General features: G+C 51.1%; 15 protein-coding genes. All 15 read left to right on the forward strand.

Going from position 1 to position 18,389, the window contains the following annotated elements; translation table 11 throughout:
* The first annotated feature begins 8 nt into the window (after positions 1-8).
* The 15 genes from F3J38_RS26570 (at position 9) to rfbC (ending at position 18,381) form a co-directional block, all read left to right on the forward strand.
* The gene (locus F3J38_RS26570) at positions 9-443 is read left to right on the forward strand and encodes an arsenate reductase/protein-tyrosine-phosphatase family protein (protein ID WP_167144196.1); all 435 of its coding nucleotides are present in this window, start codon (positions 9-11) and stop codon (positions 441-443) included.
* A gap of 12 nt (positions 444-455) precedes the next feature.
* The gene (gene wzc, locus F3J38_RS26575) at positions 456-2,633 is read left to right on the forward strand and encodes a tyrosine-protein kinase Wzc (RefSeq protein ID WP_167144198.1); all 2,178 of its coding nucleotides are present in this window, start codon (positions 456-458) and stop codon (positions 2,631-2,633) included.
* A gap of 213 nt (positions 2,634-2,846) precedes the next feature.
* Entirely contained in the window at positions 2,847-3,764 is a 918-nt protein-coding gene (locus F3J38_RS26580) for a glycosyltransferase family 2 protein (RefSeq protein WP_167144200.1), read from the forward strand.
* Between the two features lie 72 nt (positions 3,765-3,836).
* Positions 3,837-4,589 carry a glycosyltransferase family 2 protein gene (locus F3J38_RS26585; RefSeq protein ID WP_167144202.1) on the forward strand — a complete coding sequence of 251 codons (753 nt, stop codon included), beginning with the start codon at positions 3,837-3,839 and terminating at the stop codon, positions 4,587-4,589.
* A gap of 144 nt (positions 4,590-4,733) precedes the next feature.
* Positions 4,734-5,768, forward strand: a complete 1,035-nt coding sequence (locus F3J38_RS26590; RefSeq protein ID WP_167144204.1) for a glycosyltransferase — start codon at positions 4,734-4,736, stop codon at positions 5,766-5,768.
* A 180-nt stretch (positions 5,769-5,948) separates the two neighbouring features.
* Positions 5,949-8,159: a phage tailspike protein gene (locus F3J38_RS26595; RefSeq protein ID WP_167144206.1), complete on the forward strand. Its 2,211-nt coding sequence runs from the start codon at positions 5,949-5,951 to the stop codon at positions 8,157-8,159.
* Between the two features lie 224 nt (positions 8,160-8,383).
* Positions 8,384-9,646 (forward strand): colanic acid biosynthesis pyruvyl transferase WcaK, encoded by a 1,263-nt coding sequence (gene wcaK / locus F3J38_RS26600; RefSeq protein ID WP_167144209.1) that lies wholly within the window; start codon positions 8,384-8,386, stop codon positions 9,644-9,646.
* Between the two features lie 3 nt (positions 9,647-9,649).
* A complete protein-coding gene (locus F3J38_RS26605; protein ID WP_167144210.1) occupies positions 9,650-10,873 on the forward strand; it encodes a glycosyltransferase in 1,224 nt (407 codons plus the stop codon).
* Entirely contained in the window at positions 10,870-12,210 is a 1,341-nt protein-coding gene (locus F3J38_RS26610; protein WP_167144212.1) for a lipopolysaccharide biosynthesis protein, read from the forward strand. The genes F3J38_RS26605 and F3J38_RS26610 overlap by 4 nt, the downstream gene beginning before the upstream one ends.
* 359 nt (positions 12,211-12,569) lie before the next feature.
* Positions 12,570-13,463, forward strand: a complete 894-nt coding sequence (gene galF, locus F3J38_RS26615; protein WP_167144214.1) for a UTP--glucose-1-phosphate uridylyltransferase GalF — start codon at positions 12,570-12,572, stop codon at positions 13,461-13,463.
* Positions 13,464-13,507: 44 nt separating this feature from the next.
* Complete coding sequence (gene galE / locus F3J38_RS26620) at positions 13,508-14,521, forward strand: UDP-glucose 4-epimerase GalE (RefSeq protein WP_167144216.1); 1,014 nt, start codon at positions 13,508-13,510, stop codon at positions 14,519-14,521.
* A gap of 440 nt (positions 14,522-14,961) precedes the next feature.
* Positions 14,962-16,041 (forward strand): dTDP-glucose 4,6-dehydratase, encoded by a 1,080-nt coding sequence (rfbB, locus tag F3J38_RS26625; RefSeq protein ID WP_167144218.1) that lies wholly within the window; start codon positions 14,962-14,964, stop codon positions 16,039-16,041.
* Complete coding sequence (rfbD, locus tag F3J38_RS26630) at positions 16,041-16,928, forward strand: dTDP-4-dehydrorhamnose reductase (RefSeq protein WP_167144220.1); 888 nt, start codon at positions 16,041-16,043, stop codon at positions 16,926-16,928. Before rfbB ends, rfbD begins: the two co-directional genes overlap by 1 nt.
* Positions 16,929-16,966: 38 nt before the next feature.
* Positions 16,967-17,848: a glucose-1-phosphate thymidylyltransferase RfbA gene (gene rfbA, locus F3J38_RS26635; RefSeq protein WP_167144222.1), complete on the forward strand. Its 882-nt coding sequence runs from the start codon at positions 16,967-16,969 to the stop codon at positions 17,846-17,848.
* Complete coding sequence (rfbC, locus tag F3J38_RS26640; protein ID WP_167144224.1) at positions 17,848-18,381, forward strand: dTDP-4-dehydrorhamnose 3,5-epimerase; 534 nt, start codon at positions 17,848-17,850, stop codon at positions 18,379-18,381. The genes rfbA and rfbC overlap by 1 nt, the downstream gene beginning before the upstream one ends.
* Positions 18,382-18,389: the final 8 nt, after the last annotated feature.

Consider the following 18,389-nt stretch of genomic DNA (forward strand, 5'->3'; position numbering starts at 1 on the left):
GTTTCAGCATGATCAAGTCCGTGTTAGTTGTCTGCGTCGGTAATATCTGTCGTTCCCCTACTGGGGAACGTCTGTTCCAGCGCGCGCTACCTAAAACCCGGGTGGCTTCTGCAGGGCTCGGTGCCCTGAAGGGGTTCCCGGCGGATCAGACTGCCAGCGATGTTGCCGCATTACACGGCGTATCGCTGGATGGACATCAGGCACAGCAGTTAACGGCCAGTATGTGCCGTGACTATGACCTGATTCTGGTGATGGAGAAGCGTCACGTTGAGCAGGTCAATCGCATCGACCCAGCCGCTCGCGGAAAAACCATGCTGCTTGGACACTGGCTCAACCAGCAGGAAATTGCGGATCCGTACAAAAAAAGTCGCGAGGCCTTCGAAGAGGTCTACGGGTTACTGGAAAACGCTACCCAGAAATGGGTCAACGTACTAAGCCGATAGTTGGGAATACCCATGAATATTAAAAACAAGGTTATGACCGCGCCAAAAGAAGATTCGAGTGGATGGGATCTGGCGCATCTTGTGGGACAGCTAATTGATCATCGCTGGATCATTGTTGCCGTTACTGCCTTCTTTATGCTGGTGGGAACGCTCTACACACTGTTTGCAACACCGATTTACAGTGCCGATGCCATGGTGCAGGTGGAGCAGAAGAATACCGCATCGGTTCTGAATGAATTACAAGATGTGCTGCCTACCACACCGGCTTCCGATACTGAAATTCAGATCGTTGAATCGCGTATGGTGATTGGCAAAACGGTAACTGACCTGGGTCTGGATACCGTGGTACAGCAGAACTACTTCCCGGTGATTGGTAAAGGTTTATCGCGCCTGATGGGGAACAAGCCGTCAGAAATCGCCATCTCGCGCTTAGAAATTCCAAAGTCTATTGATAAGCGTACTGTTCAGCTGGAAGTTACTGGGCCGCAAACTTACACCGTCACCAGTGATGGCGATGAGTTGTTTAAAGGTCGCGTAGGTCAGTTAGAGCAGCACGGCGAAGTGACCATGCTGGTAAGCGGCATCCAGGCTGATGAAGGTACCAGCTTCAACGTCACCAAGCTGAGCGACTTGCAGGCCATTAAAAACGTACTGGGTGCGCTAACGGTTGCGGACAAAGGTAAAACCACTGGTGTGCTGGGTATGGAATTCCAGGATGAAGATCCGGTACAAGCCAGCCGCGTCCTGAATCAGATTGTTAACAACTACCTGTTGCAGAACGTCGACCGCAAATCTGAGCAAGCTGAAAAGAGCCTTGAGTTCTTACGCACTCAGTTACCGCAAGTGCGAAGCGATCTGGATGCTGCTGAAGACAAACTGAATACCTATCGTCGCCAGAACGAGTCGGTTGATATGTCGCTGGAAGCGAAGTCAGCGCTTGACTCCTCCGTCAGTGTGCAGAGCCAGCTGAACGAATTGACGTTCAAAGAAGCGGAAGTATCACAGCTTTATACCAAAGACCATCCAACGTACCGCGCGCTGCTGGAAAAACGTAAAACGCTGGAAGATGAGCAGGCAAAACTGAACAAGAAAATTGCCGGTATGCCGCAAACCCAGCAAGAGATTCTGCGTCTGACACGTGATGTCCAGTCAGGCCAGGAAATCTACATGCAGTTGCTGAACCGCCAGCAAGAACTGGGTATCAGCAAAGCCAGTACCGTGGGTGATGTGCGTATCATCGACAATGCAGAAACGGCGGGTAGCCCAGTGGCACCGAAGAAGCTGCTGATCATCGTAGCCAGCTTTATTCTGGGCTTGATGTTGTCGATTGGCTTGGTGCTGTTGAAAGCGCTGTTCCACCACGGTATCGAGAATCCAGAGCAGCTCGAAGAGTTGGGCATGAATGTCTACGCCAGTGTGCCGTTGTCTGAATGGCAGCGTAAAAAAGACACCGAAGCCTTGGCGCGTCGTGCTCACAAAGAGAAAAGCGACCCACACAATACGCTGTTGGCGCTGGGTAATCCGACTGACCTCTCCATTGAAGCGATTCGTAGCCTGCGTACCAGCCTGCACTTCGCCATGATGGAAGCGAAGAACAACATCCTGATGATTACGGGCGCAAGTCCTGGCATTGGTAAAACCTTTATCTGTGCCAACCTTGCCACCCTGGTATCAAAAGCGGGTCAGCGTGTGCTGTTTATCGATGGCGATATGCGTCGTGGTTATACCCACGAACTGCTGGCCGCGGATAATAAAACCGGTCTCTCCAACGTGCTGTCCGGTAAGAGCGAGTTTTCGCCGAGCATGATTCAGAAGGGCGTATACGGATTTGATTTCCTGCCACGTGGGCAGGTGCCGCCGAACCCTTCTGAGCTGCTGATGCATCGTCGCATGAGTGAACTGCTGGATTGGGCGAGTAAAAACTACGATCTGGTGCTGATTGATACACCACCCATTCTGGCGGTCACCGATGCTTCTATTATCGGTAAGCTGGCGGGGACGTCGTTGATGGTGGCACGTTTCGAAACCAACACCACCAAAGAACTGGATGTCAGCTACAAGCGCTTCGCGCAGAACGGCATCGAGATCAAAGGCGTCATCCTTAACGCCGTGGTACGTAAAGCGTCAAATGCCTATGGTTATGGCTACGACTATTACAACTACGAGTACGGCAAAGAAACTAAAAGTTAATTAACACTTTGGGGCGGATTATCCGCCCCTTTTTCTTCCTCTTCATAATTTGAACATACACACAGCACAGTCTTAGGAAAGTCCGTGATGGATCGCAGCAGCTCAATAAGAAAGAGAAATAAAGGCATGATTTTTCAGAACAAAGCCGATTCCTTTCTGAGGGCTGTCCGCGCTACCGTTGAACCTGGAACAGCTGTTTAAGAGGTGCTGGCAATGCAGGACATTCGCTTCTCAATTGTTATTCCCGCCTATAACGCGTCGGAATCAATTGTCACAACGCTGGATTGCGTTAAAGCGCAAACCTATCGCAATTTTGAAGTCATCATTGTTGATGACAAATCCGCTGATGCAGCCAAGCTGGCGCAAGTGGTGCGCAGTGAGCGTTATCAGGATCTGGATATCAAGCTAGAGCTGTCTGAGATCAAACTCAACGGGGCTGGCGCACGTAATAAGGGTATTGAGCTGGCTACCGGCGATTTCATTAGCTTCCTGGATGCGGATGATGAATGGCAAGCCGACAAGCTGCAGATCGTACACGACACCATCGTGAAACTGGAGGCGCAGGGCAAATCGCATTATGTGATTTTCAGCCAGGTCAATATTCATCAGGATGGTCAGTACCTTAAAGTCATGCCGATGCAGCCGCCGGGAAAAAATGAAACGGTTGCCGAATATCTATTTGGTTGCTACGGCTTTATTCAGACCAGCACCATCGTGTTGAAACGCGAAGATGCTGAAAAAATCCTTTTCGATGCGCGCTACATTCGCCACCAGGATTACGACTTCTGCATCCGCGCTGACCGTATGGGCTATGAGTTCGTGATGATTGACAAGCCTTTGGCCACTTACCATCTGGTGACCAAATTTGGTTCCAAACACAAAGGCGAATCGGTCAAATACTCCTTCTTCTGGCTGGACACCATGAAGCCACACCTGACAACGCGCGATATCCACACTTACAAAGCGTTTAAATTGCCGCTGCGCTACAAGATGGATGGCAATTCGCTGTTGGCGAGTCTCAGTTTTGCACGCTATTTCTTCCTGACGAATCGCGACAATCGCGCTTATTTCATGAATCGACTGCTTGATAAGGTGAAATCCCGTTTCTCGGGTGGACGCGCGGTTTCCTGATTCATTTTTTTAGACTTTCACTTGCTCCCAATAGGGGGCAATTTTTTGGTTCCTGAAACTCCGGGTATTCAAATGACAAATCATGTTGGCACCGTCGGTATTGTGATGCCGATGTATAACGCACGTAAAACGGTATTGCGTGCGGTTGAGTCGATCGTCAGTCAGACCTATAAAGACTGGCATCTCTATCTGATCAACGATCAGTCCACCGATGATTCGCTGGCCTTTGTCCGTGAACACTGTACCGATGCTCGTATTACGATCCTGAGTAATGAAGTCAATCTGGGCGCTGCAGAAACACGTAACGTTGGCTTACGCGCGGCGAAAGAAGAGATTATTGCGTTTCTCGACAGCGATGATGAATGGCACGCGGAGAAACTCGCCGAGCAAACCGCAGCGATAGCCGCGGGAGATGATTTCGTTATTACGCACTATCACTACAAAACCAAAAGTGCCGACCACGACATTCTGTACAGTAAACCCTACCTGCAACAGGAAAACTTCGTGAAGAAGCAGTATCGCGTCTGCTTTTCTTCGGTGTGTTTCCGCCGTCCTCCGCAGGGGATCTTCTTCCAGCGTAAAGGCCACGAAGATTTCCTGTTCCTCTATGAGTTGTTCCTCCGCTATAAGCAAGCCCGGGTGATCCAGAAAACGCTGGTCAACTATTACGAGCTGGGTGATTCGCTGTCACGTAACAAGAATAAAGCCGCAAAATGGCACCTCGAATTATTAAGAATTATCTATAAAAACAATCCGTTAAAAATCTATTACTATTACACGTGGTACATGGTGAACGGCGTACTTTTCGCCCTTAAACACCGCTAAGACCCGACGTCCTTCACGCTGCCGCTGCGTTGGCTGCGCACGTTTATCCCGGTCACTTATCTGAGGATTGAACGCACTTGCTGCCTGGCCGCAACGCAAATGACTTGGGTCTGGAATTGGGAATATTGAGGTGAAAAGAATCAGATGAAAAAGATCGTCTTAGTGATTAAAGATGCCTACTCGTATGCGGGGACCGAGAACATCTGCAATTTCATGTCGGAGTGTCTCGGTGAGCAGCACGCCGTCACCATTTATTCGCTGGAAGGGCACGGCAAAACCTTTTACCCGTTCGAACGCGTCAAAGAGATTGTCAGTTTTGAAGGTCACAGCAACCCGATTAAAAGTGCGGTCGCGCGTATTCATCAGGAAGGTTTCGACAGCGTATTTCTGATCAGCATGGGCCGCCTGAGCGTGATGTTCGCATTCTGGAATTTGATGGCGCTGAAGAAAAAGCGCTTTAAGGCTTATGCCTGTGAGCACATCGCGATTAACTCGTTCAGTAAGCCTATCAAGCTGCTGAAGTGGATGTTGCTGCGTTATTACGACCAAGTGATTGTTCTGACAGATAAAGACCATCAGGTGTTCAGCCGCTGGAATATTGCCAGCAAGCAGATTCCTAACCCAGTGGTGTACAAAGCCTTCCAGCGCCAGACGCGCAGCCGCCAGGCACTGGCCGTGGGCCGTCTCGATAATCAAAAAGGTTTCGATCTGCTGTTGGATATCTGGGCTGACTTCAGCAAAACCCATCCTGAATGGAAGCTGGTGATTGCGGGTGACGGTGAACTGCGCCAGCAGCTACACGATCAGGCTGCGGCACTGGGCATCACTGACAGCGTTAATTTCGTCGGCAAAGTCAGCAACATCAATGATTACTATCGCGACAGCGATATGGCGCTGATGACCTCACGCTATGAAGGTCTGCCGCTGGTGTTGCTGGAAGCCAAATCATGGTCATTGCCGGTCGTGGCATACGACTGCCCAACCGGGCCACAGGAGATCATTAATCATGGCGAAGACGGTTTCCTGGTACCAATGAACGACAAAACCACCTTCCTGGCGCGCATGGATCAGTTGGCCAGCGACGATGGCCTGTTCTATGCCATGAGCGAAAAAACCAAAGAAACGGCACTGAAGTTTGACGGAAACCAGATCAAACAAAGCTGGCTCGCATTGGTTTAACCCCATCATTGATGCCGCAGGAAGGCGGCAAGTGCTGAAGTCCCCAGTGCGCTTACATCGGTGAGTCACCGGGGCGAAGGCAAGCAGGCAACGCCCCAGTGGCGTGAAGTATGACGGCGAGATGCCTCCGGGATCACACTTATGGCCTGTAAGGCCCAATATGACCACGGGATTTAAAGCATGAAAAGAAGAGAAGTCTTGCAGACTGCAGCCTCCTCCATTGTCGCCGCGCTCTCGGTGAGTGCGTTTTCCAGCTATGCCGCAAAAAGTGGTCAGCCTGCGTTGAAAGCTGTCGATCCGTCGAGCGTTCCGCAGGGTGATGTCCCGATTTTGACGCCAGAAAATGTCTACACCATGCCACCCCAGTTCTGGCAGAACTTTGAGGGCAAACTATGGATTGGTCAGGCGGGCCAGGATGCCAGTAAAGCGGGTCAACAAATCCCCGTTTTCCTGCGTGACGCCAGCGGCAAAGTGTCGCAAATCAGCCAGCCTATTGCGCTGAATAAAGGTAATTTTGCACAGTTCATCCACGATAATGCGGCATTAATTGCGAATCCTGCACACTCTATGGTGGTGGAGGACAATCAGGGAAACACGCTGTTTTCCATCGCGGATGTGTCACGTCCTAACCAAAGCAACTTTAGCCAGCGTCTGGCGCAGCCTAATGGCTATCAGTTGATTGGTGAAATTCCTTCGGTGGATGATCTGCGCAAAACGCGTCCTCTGTTTGCGGGGGCGAAGATCAAGCTGAAAAGCTGGCACGAAGGCTTGGAAGTGGGCGGCGGTGAGTTCGTTGGTGCTTTCGGTGAAGGCAAAGATGACGGTGGGGTGATCTTTTCGGGCAACGGTTTTTACTGGCGTCGCGTGGTGGAAGATTTCAACCGCCTGTCGCTGTTTGACTTTGGCGCGATTGCCGATGGGAAAACCGATGCTGCGCCGGCTATCAAAGCGATGTATCAATGGTCAAAAGACGCCGACCAGCCGATTTGCGTGCAGTTCCCAGCGGGCACCTTCTTTGTTTCGGGCTGCGATTTTGGCGATGAACAACAGCGCTTCTTCCGTATCTCAGGCGCGATGGTGAACTTCGGCTATTTCCCGGCGACCACGCTGGTATCCGATGGCCGTTCCGAATTCCTTTTTTCGGTGAATGCACGCTGGACCGAAATTTCCAATCTCAATTTCAACGGCAACAACGACAAGCGCCCGAACAAACAAGGTCTGTTTCACAACACCTGCCCGGGCGGCCAGTTCTTCCGTGGGGCCAGCCTGCGTTTTAATCGTGTAGGTGGTGTCTGCCTCAGCCTGATGGATACGCTGGATTGCAAAATTGACCAGTGGTATGCCCAATCCTGCACCGGCGATGTGATTAAAGCCACCTGGTCAGGACAGAAAATCGGCGTATGGGATCATAGTACGGCGATTGAGCTTTCCAACTTCAACGCACAGCACTGCTCGGGCGGCATGGTACTGAATCTGCCACGCTGCGGGCAGTCGCTGATTCACAACGGCTGGATTGAACATACCGAACATCCGGGTGATATCTCTGACGGTCAGTGGATTATCGATGCACTGAGCCTGGAAGATTGTAAGAACCCACTGATCGCACACAACTCGCGTCTCAATATGCGCCAAACCAACCTGCAGTCCGGCAGTTGGATCGACAACTCGCTGCAGGGTAAACCTTGGTTAAGCATGTGGGAGATGGGTTCGACGCGTGTTGAATCCTACGGTGTCGCGATTGATGGCAGCCTGAAATACAACTACATCACTTCACGTTTTCGCCTCAGCAATAACACCAATCAGGAAACCTGGTTTGAGTTAGCGAACTTCTACTCACCGACCGTGGGTGACAGTTGGGAGATTGAGGTGTTTGGTCAGTCGCAGTTCAACAACGGCACGATGAACCAGCCGTTGATGGATGTCATCGACGGTAAAACCACGGGCGGACGCGCGGTTATTCAACTGCAACGCAAAACCAATAATGCTGAGGCGAGCTGGTCAGCAGAGGGCAGTTCTCCGGTGCTTGAGGTGCGCTTTGAAACGCGCAGCAAAGCGGACACCCGAGTTTTCGTCAAACTGGCGGGCTGGACGCCGACTGCGGTAGTACTGATTAAAAGTACTGCGAAGGACCGATTCCTGACCGGACAGTGTGCGCGCGTTGACGCAAAAATGGATAAGGGTAATCCCCCGAGCGGCAGCCAGCAGGCACCGCAGCGCTTCAGCCTACATAATGGCAAAGCGGGGATTGGCGGGAATGAGCAGGGCGACTTGCTGCTTGCCTCTCGCGCATTGAAGCCAGAACAGGTGGATACACATGCACCAAAAGGTTTTGTATCGGTGGTGATCAACGGTGAGCAGGTTGCTCTGCCGTATTTCGCTTTGAAGTCCTGATAACAGCAGTAAGCCGTAGCGGCGCAATTGAGTTTTACGCGATAAATCGCGTCGCTACGGGGATAAGACAGGTAGTTATGGTGCGGCCTTTAGGCCACCCAAAATGTTTGAAGTCATTAATTTAGGGCATTGTTCCCATTAGCAGTTTTTTACACAGAGTTCACTTTGCCAGTTCAGGAAATGGCGCGGCTTGTAAAAATTAAAAAAATTTATCTGGAGTGTTTATGAAGATTTTATTGGTGGGAAACCATACCTGTGGAAATCGTGGGGATGGCGCGATTTTGCGTGGACTGATCGATTCATTGCAGTCTGCCCGTGAGGACATCGATATTGATGTTATTAGCCGTTATCCAACAAGCTCCGGATACTTACTGCAGCAGGATATCCAGCAAGACTCCCTGTTTCTGCACAATAGCAAATCAGCAAAAGGGCTGGTGGGCAGCGTAAAACGTAAAGTGGCGAACCGTTTGATGCCCGACATCATGATGGCGCACCTCGGTAAAGGCGGCCTGTACAAATCGTTTTCCGTCCCACCGCATCTGGCGGCCTTTACCCAAAGTCTCGCGCAGTATGATGCGATCATTCAGGTGGGCGGCTCGTTCTTCGTCGATCTTTATGGTGTTACCCAGTTTGACCACGCGCTCTGTGCACTGATGGCGAAAAAGCCGCTGCACATGATTGGTCACTCGGTAGGACCGTTCGAGAATCCTCGCGTTAACGCACTGGCTAACTTCGTGTTTGATCGCGTTGATAGCCTGGTGTTACGTGAAGAAGTCAGCTTCGACCGTCTAAAACAAGACGGCGTCACCACCAGCCGGGTGAAGAAGGGCGTGGATACCGCCTTCCTGGTGAAAGCGCGTGATGTGGAAAACCCGAGTCACAATCTGCTGCACTGGAAAAACATCATCAGCGCACGCAAAACCATTGCCATTACCGTGCGCGAATTGGCACCGTTCGATAAACGTCTCGGAGTCACGCAGAAAGAGTACGAAGCCGCCTTCGGTAAAGTGATCAACGCGATGATTGCGGAGGGCTATCAGGTGGTGGCCTTCTCGACCTGTACCGGCATCGACAGTTACGCCAAAGATGACCGCATGGTGGCACTGACGCTACGCGATCACGTCGACCATCCTGAGCATTATCACGTCATTATGGACGAGTTCAATGACCTCGAACTCGGCATCCTGCTGAGCCATTGTCATCTGACCATCGGCACCCGTCTGCACTCCGCCATTATCTCCATGAACTTTGGTACACCGGCTGTGGCCATCAATTACGAGCACAAATCCCTCGGCGTGATGAACCAGCTTGGCTTGCCGCAAATGGCCACTGACGTGCAGAGCCTGATGGACGGTTCACTGATCGACCGGGTACAAACCGTGCTGGCCGATTACGACAACGTGAAGCGCAAAGTGGACACCGCGGTGGAGCAGGAGCGTGAAATTGGTAACCGCATTACGGCAGAAATTCTCAACGTGCTGGGGTAAGTGATGAAGCTGACCTTTTTCACCATGCGTTTTCCTGTTGCCTCTGAGACGTTTGTTCTCAATCAGGTGACGCATTTCATCGACGCAGGCTATGACGTGGAGATTATCTCCGTGTTCCCAGGCGATATGATTAATCGCCACGCCGCGTTCGATGATTACAATCTGGCAGCGAAAACACACTATCTCCTGCCGGAAGAGAAAGTCTCGAATCTCGATAAACTGACGCAGCGTATTGGTTTAATGCTGCCGAAAATCGCGAAGCCTGCGTTGATCAAATCGCTCAACGTCGGGCGCTACGGCGCGCAGGCAAAAAAACTGCTGTTGCCCGCGATTGTCGCCAATGCCAAGCAGACTTTTACCGCGGATGTCTTCCTGGTGCATTTTGGCTACGCCGGTGCGTTGGCCAATAAATTGCGGGAACTCGGCGTGTTAAAGGGCAAGCAGGCGACGGTGTTCCACGGCGCCGATATTTCGCGCCATCACATCCTGGAAGAGCACAAACTCGACTACGTCAACCTGTTCAAACAGAGTGAATTGATGCTACCGATCAGTCACTTGTGGGAGAACAAGCTGATTGAGATGGGGTGCCCACGCGAGAAGGTGCATGTGACGCGCATGGGCATCGAACCGGAGAAGTTTAACTTCACGCCGCGTGAGGCCTTTCACCAACCGTTGCGCATCGTCTCGGTGGCGCGCCTCACGGAGAAGAAAGGGCTGGATGTGGCGGTTAAAGCCAGCGAAATCCTGCGGGATAACGGTGGGCAGTTCCAGTTCACCATCATCGGCAACGGTGAGCAAGATGGCATGATGCGCGAACATATTGCCCGTGCTGGCCTGGAAGAGTTTGTCACCATGCCAGGTTTCAAGCCGCAAGATGAGATTCGCCAGGCGCTCAATGATGCCGATATCTTCCTGCTGCCGTCTAAAACGGCGGCTGACGGCGACATGGAGGGAATTCCGGTGGCGCTGATGGAAGCGATGGCGGTGGGGCTACCGGTGGTCTCGACCTATCACAGCGGTATTCCAGAGCTGATTCAGAACAATGTCAGCGGTTGGTTGGTTTCTGAAAATGACGCCGAGGAGTTGGCACAAACGCTGCTGCGTTTATCGCGTGGCGATGTGGATGTCGCGCCCGTTGTCGCCGCTGCGCGTCAAAAAGTGGAAACCGAGTTCAATCAGCACATTGCCTATGGCGAGCTGGCTAAAATTCTGGAGCAAATGGTGTGAGCGGATTAAAAAAACAGGCCGTCTGGCTGTTTGGCAGTACCTGCTTTGCAGCGTTGTTGCAGGTGTTACAGCTCAGCGTACTGGCGCGTAAGCTGGAAACGCATGAGCTGGGCTTATTGGCCATCATCAATGCTATCCTCGCCGTGGCGACGGTATTGCAGGATATGGGGATGAGCAGCTACATCGTGCATCGTCAGGACATCAATCGCCGTCAGCAAAGTACCATTTATTGGGTGAACGTTTCGCTCAGCTTATGCACCGGCCTGATTATGTTGGCGATTGCCTTCCCGGTGGCGTGGTTCTATCACCTGCCAGAACTGACCGGGCTGATTATGCTCACCAGCCTCAACTTCCTGGTGCTGGGGCACTTGTCGCAGTATCAGGCGCACTATGTGAAGTCCAAACGCATGGTGACGCTGGCGAAGATTGAGATGGGAACCAAGCTGTTCGCGTTCATTTGCACCGTAGCGATGCTGTATTTAACGTCGCTCACGGTAGCGGCGGCCATTCTTGGGCTGTTTATCAATGCCTTTACGCGCATTCTGTGCATGATCTACTTCGGAGAGAAGTCGTGGCGTCCGACGTGGGAGTTTGAAGCAAAAACCTTCTTCAGCGCGGTGCGTTACGGCATTTACCAGCTTGGCTCCCAGACCATCAACCAGTTGCGCACCCAAGCGGATGCCCTGATTGTGGGTAAAGTGATGGGCGCGGAAATGCTGGGTATCTATTCACTAGCCAAAGAACTGGTTCTGCAGCCGTTGAAACTGGTCTCCCCGGTGATTAACCGTCTGGCTCTGCCTCGTTTCGCGGAGAAACAGCACGATCCGGAGCAGCTGAAAAAGCTGTTCCTGAAAGGCACCTTCGTCATCATGTTGTTCAGTAGTCTGATGTATCTGGCGATCGGCATTCTGTCTCCGGTGATTGTCCGCGTGCTGTATGGCGCATCACATGAGCAGGTTTACCATCTGATTCCGCTGATGCTGCTGTTTGGAATGCTTCGTCCTATGGGCGGCTTAACCGGGGCGATTTCGCAGGCGAATGGCAAAACCAATGTCGAATTTTACTGGAATATCGTGGCGAGCCTGGTGGTCGTGGTGGTGCTGGCAACCACTTACATCTGGCCTAACGTCCTGTATGTCGCGCTGACGCTGTCGATTTCTCAGGTACTGATCTCGGCCTTCGCGCATCCTTTCTTTATTAAGCCGGTTATTGGTATCCGCTTTATGCCGTATGCACGCCAGTGGGTCTCCGTATCTGTGGTGTTTGTTGGCCTGATGGTGGTGGTGAATCACTTCAATCTATTTGTGATGCCGGAGTGGTTTGAGGGCTGGCTTTAAGTATCCCCTCTATCTTCGTATCAATCCGTAGCGGTGCTGTAAATGGCACCGCTACGTTTTCCCGCTCGCCATCCTGTATGCGTAATCAAAACCTCACACCCTCGTCAAAATCCTCTGCATTCATTCTGCAAATCACTGGCCTTATCGTGTGTGCTTTTTCCATCCTCCTCTCACGGTTTTTCAGCAGTTTAGCCGGTTCATTTTCGGCGTGTTAGGCGAAGCGGTGGAGGGGTTTTTTTCCGATTTTTGATGTCGTGACAGAGAGTTAGTGCCGGTTTTTCAGATTAAGATTATACTTGCTGCACCGGCCGATCCTGCATAATCGACCCCACGTATTCACTTCATGAAATGGAATAAATATGACCAAGCTTAAAGCAGTAATCCCGGTTGCGGGTCTCGGTATGCATATGCTCCCTGCAACAAAAGCTATCCCGAAAGAGATGCTGCCAATCGTCGATAAACCAATGATTCAATACATTGTTGACGAGTGCGTCGCTGCGGGCATCAAGGAGATTGTGCTGGTCACCCATGCTTCCAAAAATGCAGTGGAAAACCACTTTGATACTACTTATGAGCTGGAAGCGCTGCTTGAAGCGCGCGTTAAGCGCCAGCTGCTGAGCGAAGTGCAATCAATTTGTCCGCCGGGCGTGACCATCATGAACGTGCGCCAGGCGAACCCGCTGGGTCTGGGGCACTCTGTACTCTGTGCTCGCCCAATGATCGGCGATAACCCGTTTGTTGTCGTGTTGCCAGACGTGCTGCTGGACGATTCAACCGCTGACCACCTGCGTTATAACCTTGCCGCGATGGTTGCGCGTTTCGAAGAGACCGGTCGTTCACAGGTTCTGGCGAAGCATATGCCGGGTGAAGATCTGACCGAATATGGTGTGTTAACCACCGAAACGGCGATTGATAACCCAGGCGATATCAGCACCATCACTAACATCATCGAAAAACCGGAAGCGGGCCAGTTAGATTCTGACCTGACTGCGGTGGGCCGCTATGTCCTCTCTGCCGATATCTGGGCTGAACTGGAAAAGACCGAGCCAGGCGCATGGGGCCGTATTCAGCTGACCGATGCGATTGCTTCTCTCAGCAAGAAAAAACCGGTTGATGCACAATTGCTGACAGGTACCAGCTTCGATTGTGGTAAAAAAATGGGCTACATGCAGGCCTTCGTTTCTTACGGCCTGCGTAACAACGCTCAGGGTCGTGATTTCCGCGAAGCTATCCAGAAAATCCTGGCGAAATAATCCATTCTCATGCCGCGCCGTTTGCGCGGTTTAAAGGAGTACACATGGCTATTTTGGTAACGGGCGGAGCGGGTTACATCGGCTCCCATACGGTGCTGGCGCTGTTAGAGCGCGGCGACGACGTTGTGGTCCTGGATAACCTTTGCAATGCTTCGCGCGAAGCCATCAATCGCGTGGAAAAGCTGTCCGGCAAGAAAGCGGTGTTCGTTGAAGGCGACATCCGCGATCGCGCTTGCCTGCGTGACTTGTTTGCGGCTAACGACATTTCGGCTGTGATTCACTTCGCGGCGTTGAAAGCAGTGGGTGAATCGACCCGCATGCCGCTGGAATATTACGAGAACAACGTTGCGGGCACCGTGGTGTTGCTCGAAGAGATGCGCGCTGCAGGCGTGTGGAACTTCATTTTCAGCTCGTCAGCGACCGTATACGGCGCCGATGCCCCGGTTCCTTACGTGGAAACCACACCAATCGGTGGCACCACCAGCCCGTACGGCACTTCTAAGCTGATGATCGAATTCGTGATGCGCGATTTCGCGAAAGCGGATCCCAATTTCAAAGCCATCGCACTGCGTTACTTCAACCCAGTGGGCGCGCATGAGTCTGGCGAGATTGGCGAAGACCCAACCGGTATTCCTAACAACCTGCTGCCGTACATTGCGCAGGTGGCGATTGGGCGTCTGGAGAAACTGGGCGTGTTTGGCGATGACTATGACACGCCAGATGGCACTGCGCAGCGCGACTACATCCACGTGGTGGATTTGGCCGAAGGCCACCTGAAGGCACTGGATCATCTGCCGAAAGTGACAGGCTACAAAGCGTATAACCTCGGCGGCGGGGTAGGGTTCTCAGTGCTGGAGATGATTAAAGCCTTTGAGAAGGCATCCGGCAAGGCGATCCCGTTTGAGTTTAAACCGCGTCGTGATGGCGATTTACCGGCGTTCTGGGCTGATGCGACTCTGGCGAATAATGAGCTGGACTGGCGTGTGACGCGTGGCATCGATGCGATGATGCGCGATACCTGGAACTGGCAGTCGAAGAACCCGGATGGGTTTAAATAATCTTCACACCATCAAGCGGACGTTATGTCCGCTTTTTTTTGCCCCTCATTTGACCCACTTCTTTTTTTCGTCACTTTCTGATTGCTTCCAAATGCGTGCAGGTAGACGATCCTTCAATTAAGCAATCGCACAAACGGTTAAATAGTGAACCATCGCTAAATGGCGGAGGCCATATGGGTCGAGTTCAGTTCGCGACAATGGTAAAGTTCAAGTTGCGAAACTATTAATTCTTTCTAAACATTGCTAAAGAATTAAAATTATTTCAAGTAGATAGTGCGAGAGATTGAAAATAGGCACTATGCTTAAAGGTGATTTTTACACATCAGCAGGTTGGGAGCTGTAACCCAAGGGCGGTAGCTTTGCCTGTTGCTTATGTAGCGAATACTTTTTCCCCTCTGGCCGGGAGCTCCCGGCCGCAATGTCAGGAATAGCCCAACGTTATGAAGATTTTAATTACTGGTGGTGCAGGTTTTATCGGATCAGCTGTGGTGCGTCATGTTATCAATGACACCAGTGATGAGGTCATTAATGTTGATAAGCTGACCTATGCGGGCAATCTTGAGTCACTGAAAACGGTGAGTGACAGTCCGCGTTATGCATTTTGCCAGGTTGATATCTGCGATGGCGTCGCACTGGCTAAAGTTTTCAATGAACATCAGCCTGATGCTGTGATGCATTTAGCGGCCGAAAGTCATGTCGACCGCTCTATCACTGGGCCTGCAGAGTTTGTGCAAACCAACGTTGTGGGTACTTATGCTCTGCTTGAAGCCAGTCGCCAATACTGGATGGCCTTGCCCGATGATCGTAAAAGCGCTTTCCGTTTTCATCACATTTCAACTGATGAAGTCTATGGTGACTTGCCACATCCCGATGAAATGGAAGGCGAACTTCCTATGTTCACTGAAGAAACGCCTTATGCGCCAAGCAGTCCATATTCATCAACCAAAGCCGCCAGTGACCACCTGGTGCGTGCCTGGGGTCGTACTTATGGCTTGCCTATTGTGGTGACCAACTGTTCGAATAACTATGGCCCATTCCATTTCCCGGAAAAACTCATCCCACTCATCATCAGCAATGCATTAGAAGGCAAGCCTTTGCCAATTTATGGCAAGGGAGATCAAATCCGTGATTGGCTCTATGTAGAAGATCACGCACGCGCCTTATATACCGTCGTTACCCAGGCGAAAACCGGCACGACTTACAACATTGGCGGCCACAATGAAAAGCAAAACCTTGAGGTCGTCCACAAGGTTTGTGAGTTGTTAGATGAGTTACGCCCTAAAGAAACGCCTTACGCTCAGCAAATTACTTACGTGGGTGACCGTCCTGGCCATGACCGTCGTTATGCGATTGATGCATCGAAGATTGAGCGCGAGCTGGGATGGAAACCGCAGGAAAGCTTTGAAACCGGTTTGCGTAAAACCGTGCAGTGGTATCTGGATAATCATGAATGGGTTGAGCATGTTAAAAGCGGTGCCTATCAGAACTGGATTGAACAAAACTATGAGAAGCGCAGCTAATGAAAATCTTGCTACTGGGTAAGAACGGCCAGGTTGGCTGGGAACTTCAACGATCGCTAGCACCATTGGGTGAGGTTATCGCACTGGATCGGCATTCAAGCGAACATTGTGGTGACCTGACCAACCCAGCAGGTATAACCAAGACCGTTCGTGATACTCAACCGGATGTCATTGTTAATGCTGCTGCTTATACCGCAGTGGATAAAGCCGAAAGCGATTTGAACAATGCCGAGCTAATTAATGCCATCAGTGTTGAAGCGTTAGCTTGCGCGGCGCGTGATGTAAATGCTTTGCTGGTCCATTACTCGACAGATTACGTTTTCGACGGAAGCGGTGATCGTCCGTGGAGAGAGGATGACATGACTTCTCCTCTTAATGCCTATGGCAAAACTAAGCGTCAAGGTGAAGAAGCCATCATCGCCAATGCGCCAAACTATCTGATTTTCCGCACCAGCTGGGTCTATGCAGCGAAAGGTAATAACTTCGCCAAAACCATGATCCGTCTGGCTCAGGAACGTGAAACGCTGGCGGTTATCAATGATCAATTCGGAGCGCCAACCGGTGCAGAACTGATCGCTGACTGTACCGCGCATGCTATTAAATCAACGTTGTCCCACCCGGAAAAATCAGGCGTATATAACCTGATTGCCTCTGGCGTTACCACCTGGCACGCTTATGCAGAATTAGTGATTGGCTATGTACGTGACAAGGGGCTGCCGCTTAAGGTCACGGCAATCAATACTGTAGATACGGCAGCGTTTCCCACTCCCGCAAAGCGCCCATCTAACTCCCGGCTTAATACTGAAAAACTGACAACAACATTCGACCTCACACTGCCAGAATGGCAACGTGGAGTTATTCGTATGTTGGATGAGCTTTATAGCTGAGTCATTTTTGGTCTTGCAAAAATTCAAGGATAATCGTTGTGAAAAGTAAAAAAGGAATCATTCTGGCGGGCGGTTCAGGCACGCGTTTGTATCCGGTCACGATGGCGGTGAGCAAGCAGTTATTACCCATCTATGACAAGCCAATGATCTATTACCCGTTAAGCACTCTGATGCTCGCCGGTATCCGCGACATTTTGATCATTAGCACCCCGCAAGATACGCCACGTTTTGAAAGTCTGCTGGGTGATGGCTCGCAGTGGGGCCTGAATCTGCAGTATGTCGTCCAGGAAAGCCCAGATGGTTTGGCTCAAGCATTCATTCTGGGTGAGGAATTTATTGGCGACGACAACTGTGCGCTGATTCTCGGTGACAACATCTTCTATGGTCACGACCTGCATAAACAGCTTGAAGATGCTTCGAGTAAAGAGCAGGGCGCAACCGTCTTTGCTTATCGTGTTCATGATCCAGAGCGTTATGGCGTGGTTGAATTCGACAAAACCGGAAAAGCAATTTCACTGGTTGAGAAACCCGCTGAGCCAAAAAGCAACTATGCAGTGACCGGTCTCTATTTCTATGACAACAGCGTTGTTGAACTGGCTAAGAATCTTAAACCTTCTCCACGGGGTGAGCTGGAAATTACTGATATCAACAACCTCTACCTTGAGAAGGGCGAACTCTCTGTCTCTATCATGGGACGTGGGCATGCGTGGCTTGATACCGGAACGCATCAGAGCTTAATGGAAGCGAACAACTTTATTCAGACGATTGAAACCCGCCAAGGGCTGAAAGTTGCCTGCCCAGAAGAGATTGCTTATCGCATGGGCTTTATTGATGCGGAAAAGCTCAAGGAGCTGGCGCAACCGTTGCTAAAGAACGAGTACGGTAAGTATCTAATGGCGCTCTATAACGGAAAAATTTAATGAATATTATTGATACCAAAATTGCTGATGTAAAAATCATTGAACCGAAGGTGTTTGGCGACGAAAGGGGCTTTTTCCTCGAGACATTTCAGAAAGAACGTTACCTCGAAGCGCTGAATATCAAAGGTGATTTCGTACAGGACAACCATTCGCGTTCTGCCAAGGGCGTACTGCGTGGCCTGCATTTCCAACGTGTTAATCCGCAGGGCAAGCTTGTTCGCGTAGTAAGAGGGGAAGTCTTCGATGTTGCGGTAGATATTCGCCCTGAATCTGCCACTTTCAAACAGTGGGTTGGCGTCATCTTGTCAGAAGAAAACAAAACGCAATTTTGGATCCCACCGGGCCTGGCGCACGGTTTCGTGGTGTTATCAGACTTTGCCGATTTTGAATATAAGTGCACCAACTACTACGACCCAGGAAGTGAAGGCTGTTTATTGTGGAACGATCCTGAGGTTGGCATTGAATGGCCTGTTGAATCACCCCTGTTATCCGTTAAAGATCAGCAGGGTAAGAAACTTTCTCAGCTCGTTTAGTTGTGACT

The organism is Candidatus Pantoea formicae, from assembly GCF_011752625.1.
In the GTDB taxonomy this organism is placed as follows: domain Bacteria; phylum Pseudomonadota; class Gammaproteobacteria; order Enterobacterales; family Enterobacteriaceae; genus Pantoea; species Pantoea formicae.

Coding starts and splice junctions, on each gene's coding strand:
- rfbC (WP_167144224.1), top strand. CDS start 17,848: ATGAATATTATTGATACCAAAATTGCTGATGTAAAAATCATTGAACCG.
- rfbD (WP_167144220.1), top strand. CDS start 16,041: ATGAAAATCTTGCTACTGGGTAAGAACGGCCAGGTTGGCTGGGAACTT.
- wzc (WP_167144198.1), top strand. CDS start 456: ATGAATATTAAAAACAAGGTTATGACCGCGCCAAAAGAAGATTCGAGT.
- wcaK (WP_167144209.1), top strand. CDS start 8,384: ATGAAGATTTTATTGGTGGGAAACCATACCTGTGGAAATCGTGGGGAT.
- galF (WP_167144214.1), top strand. CDS start 12,570: ATGACCAAGCTTAAAGCAGTAATCCCGGTTGCGGGTCTCGGTATGCAT.
- F3J38_RS26605 (WP_167144210.1), top strand. CDS start 9,650: ATGAAGCTGACCTTTTTCACCATGCGTTTTCCTGTTGCCTCTGAGACG.
- rfbB (WP_167144218.1), top strand. CDS start 14,962: ATGAAGATTTTAATTACTGGTGGTGCAGGTTTTATCGGATCAGCTGTG.
- F3J38_RS26570 (WP_167144196.1), top strand. CDS start 9: ATGATCAAGTCCGTGTTAGTTGTCTGCGTCGGTAATATCTGTCGTTCC.
- F3J38_RS26590 (WP_167144204.1), top strand. CDS start 4,734: ATGAAAAAGATCGTCTTAGTGATTAAAGATGCCTACTCGTATGCGGGG.
- F3J38_RS26595 (WP_167144206.1), top strand. CDS start 5,949: ATGAAAAGAAGAGAAGTCTTGCAGACTGCAGCCTCCTCCATTGTCGCC.
- F3J38_RS26580 (WP_167144200.1), top strand. CDS start 2,847: ATGCAGGACATTCGCTTCTCAATTGTTATTCCCGCCTATAACGCGTCG.
- galE (WP_167144216.1), top strand. CDS start 13,508: ATGGCTATTTTGGTAACGGGCGGAGCGGGTTACATCGGCTCCCATACG.
- F3J38_RS26585 (WP_167144202.1), top strand. CDS start 3,837: ATGACAAATCATGTTGGCACCGTCGGTATTGTGATGCCGATGTATAAC.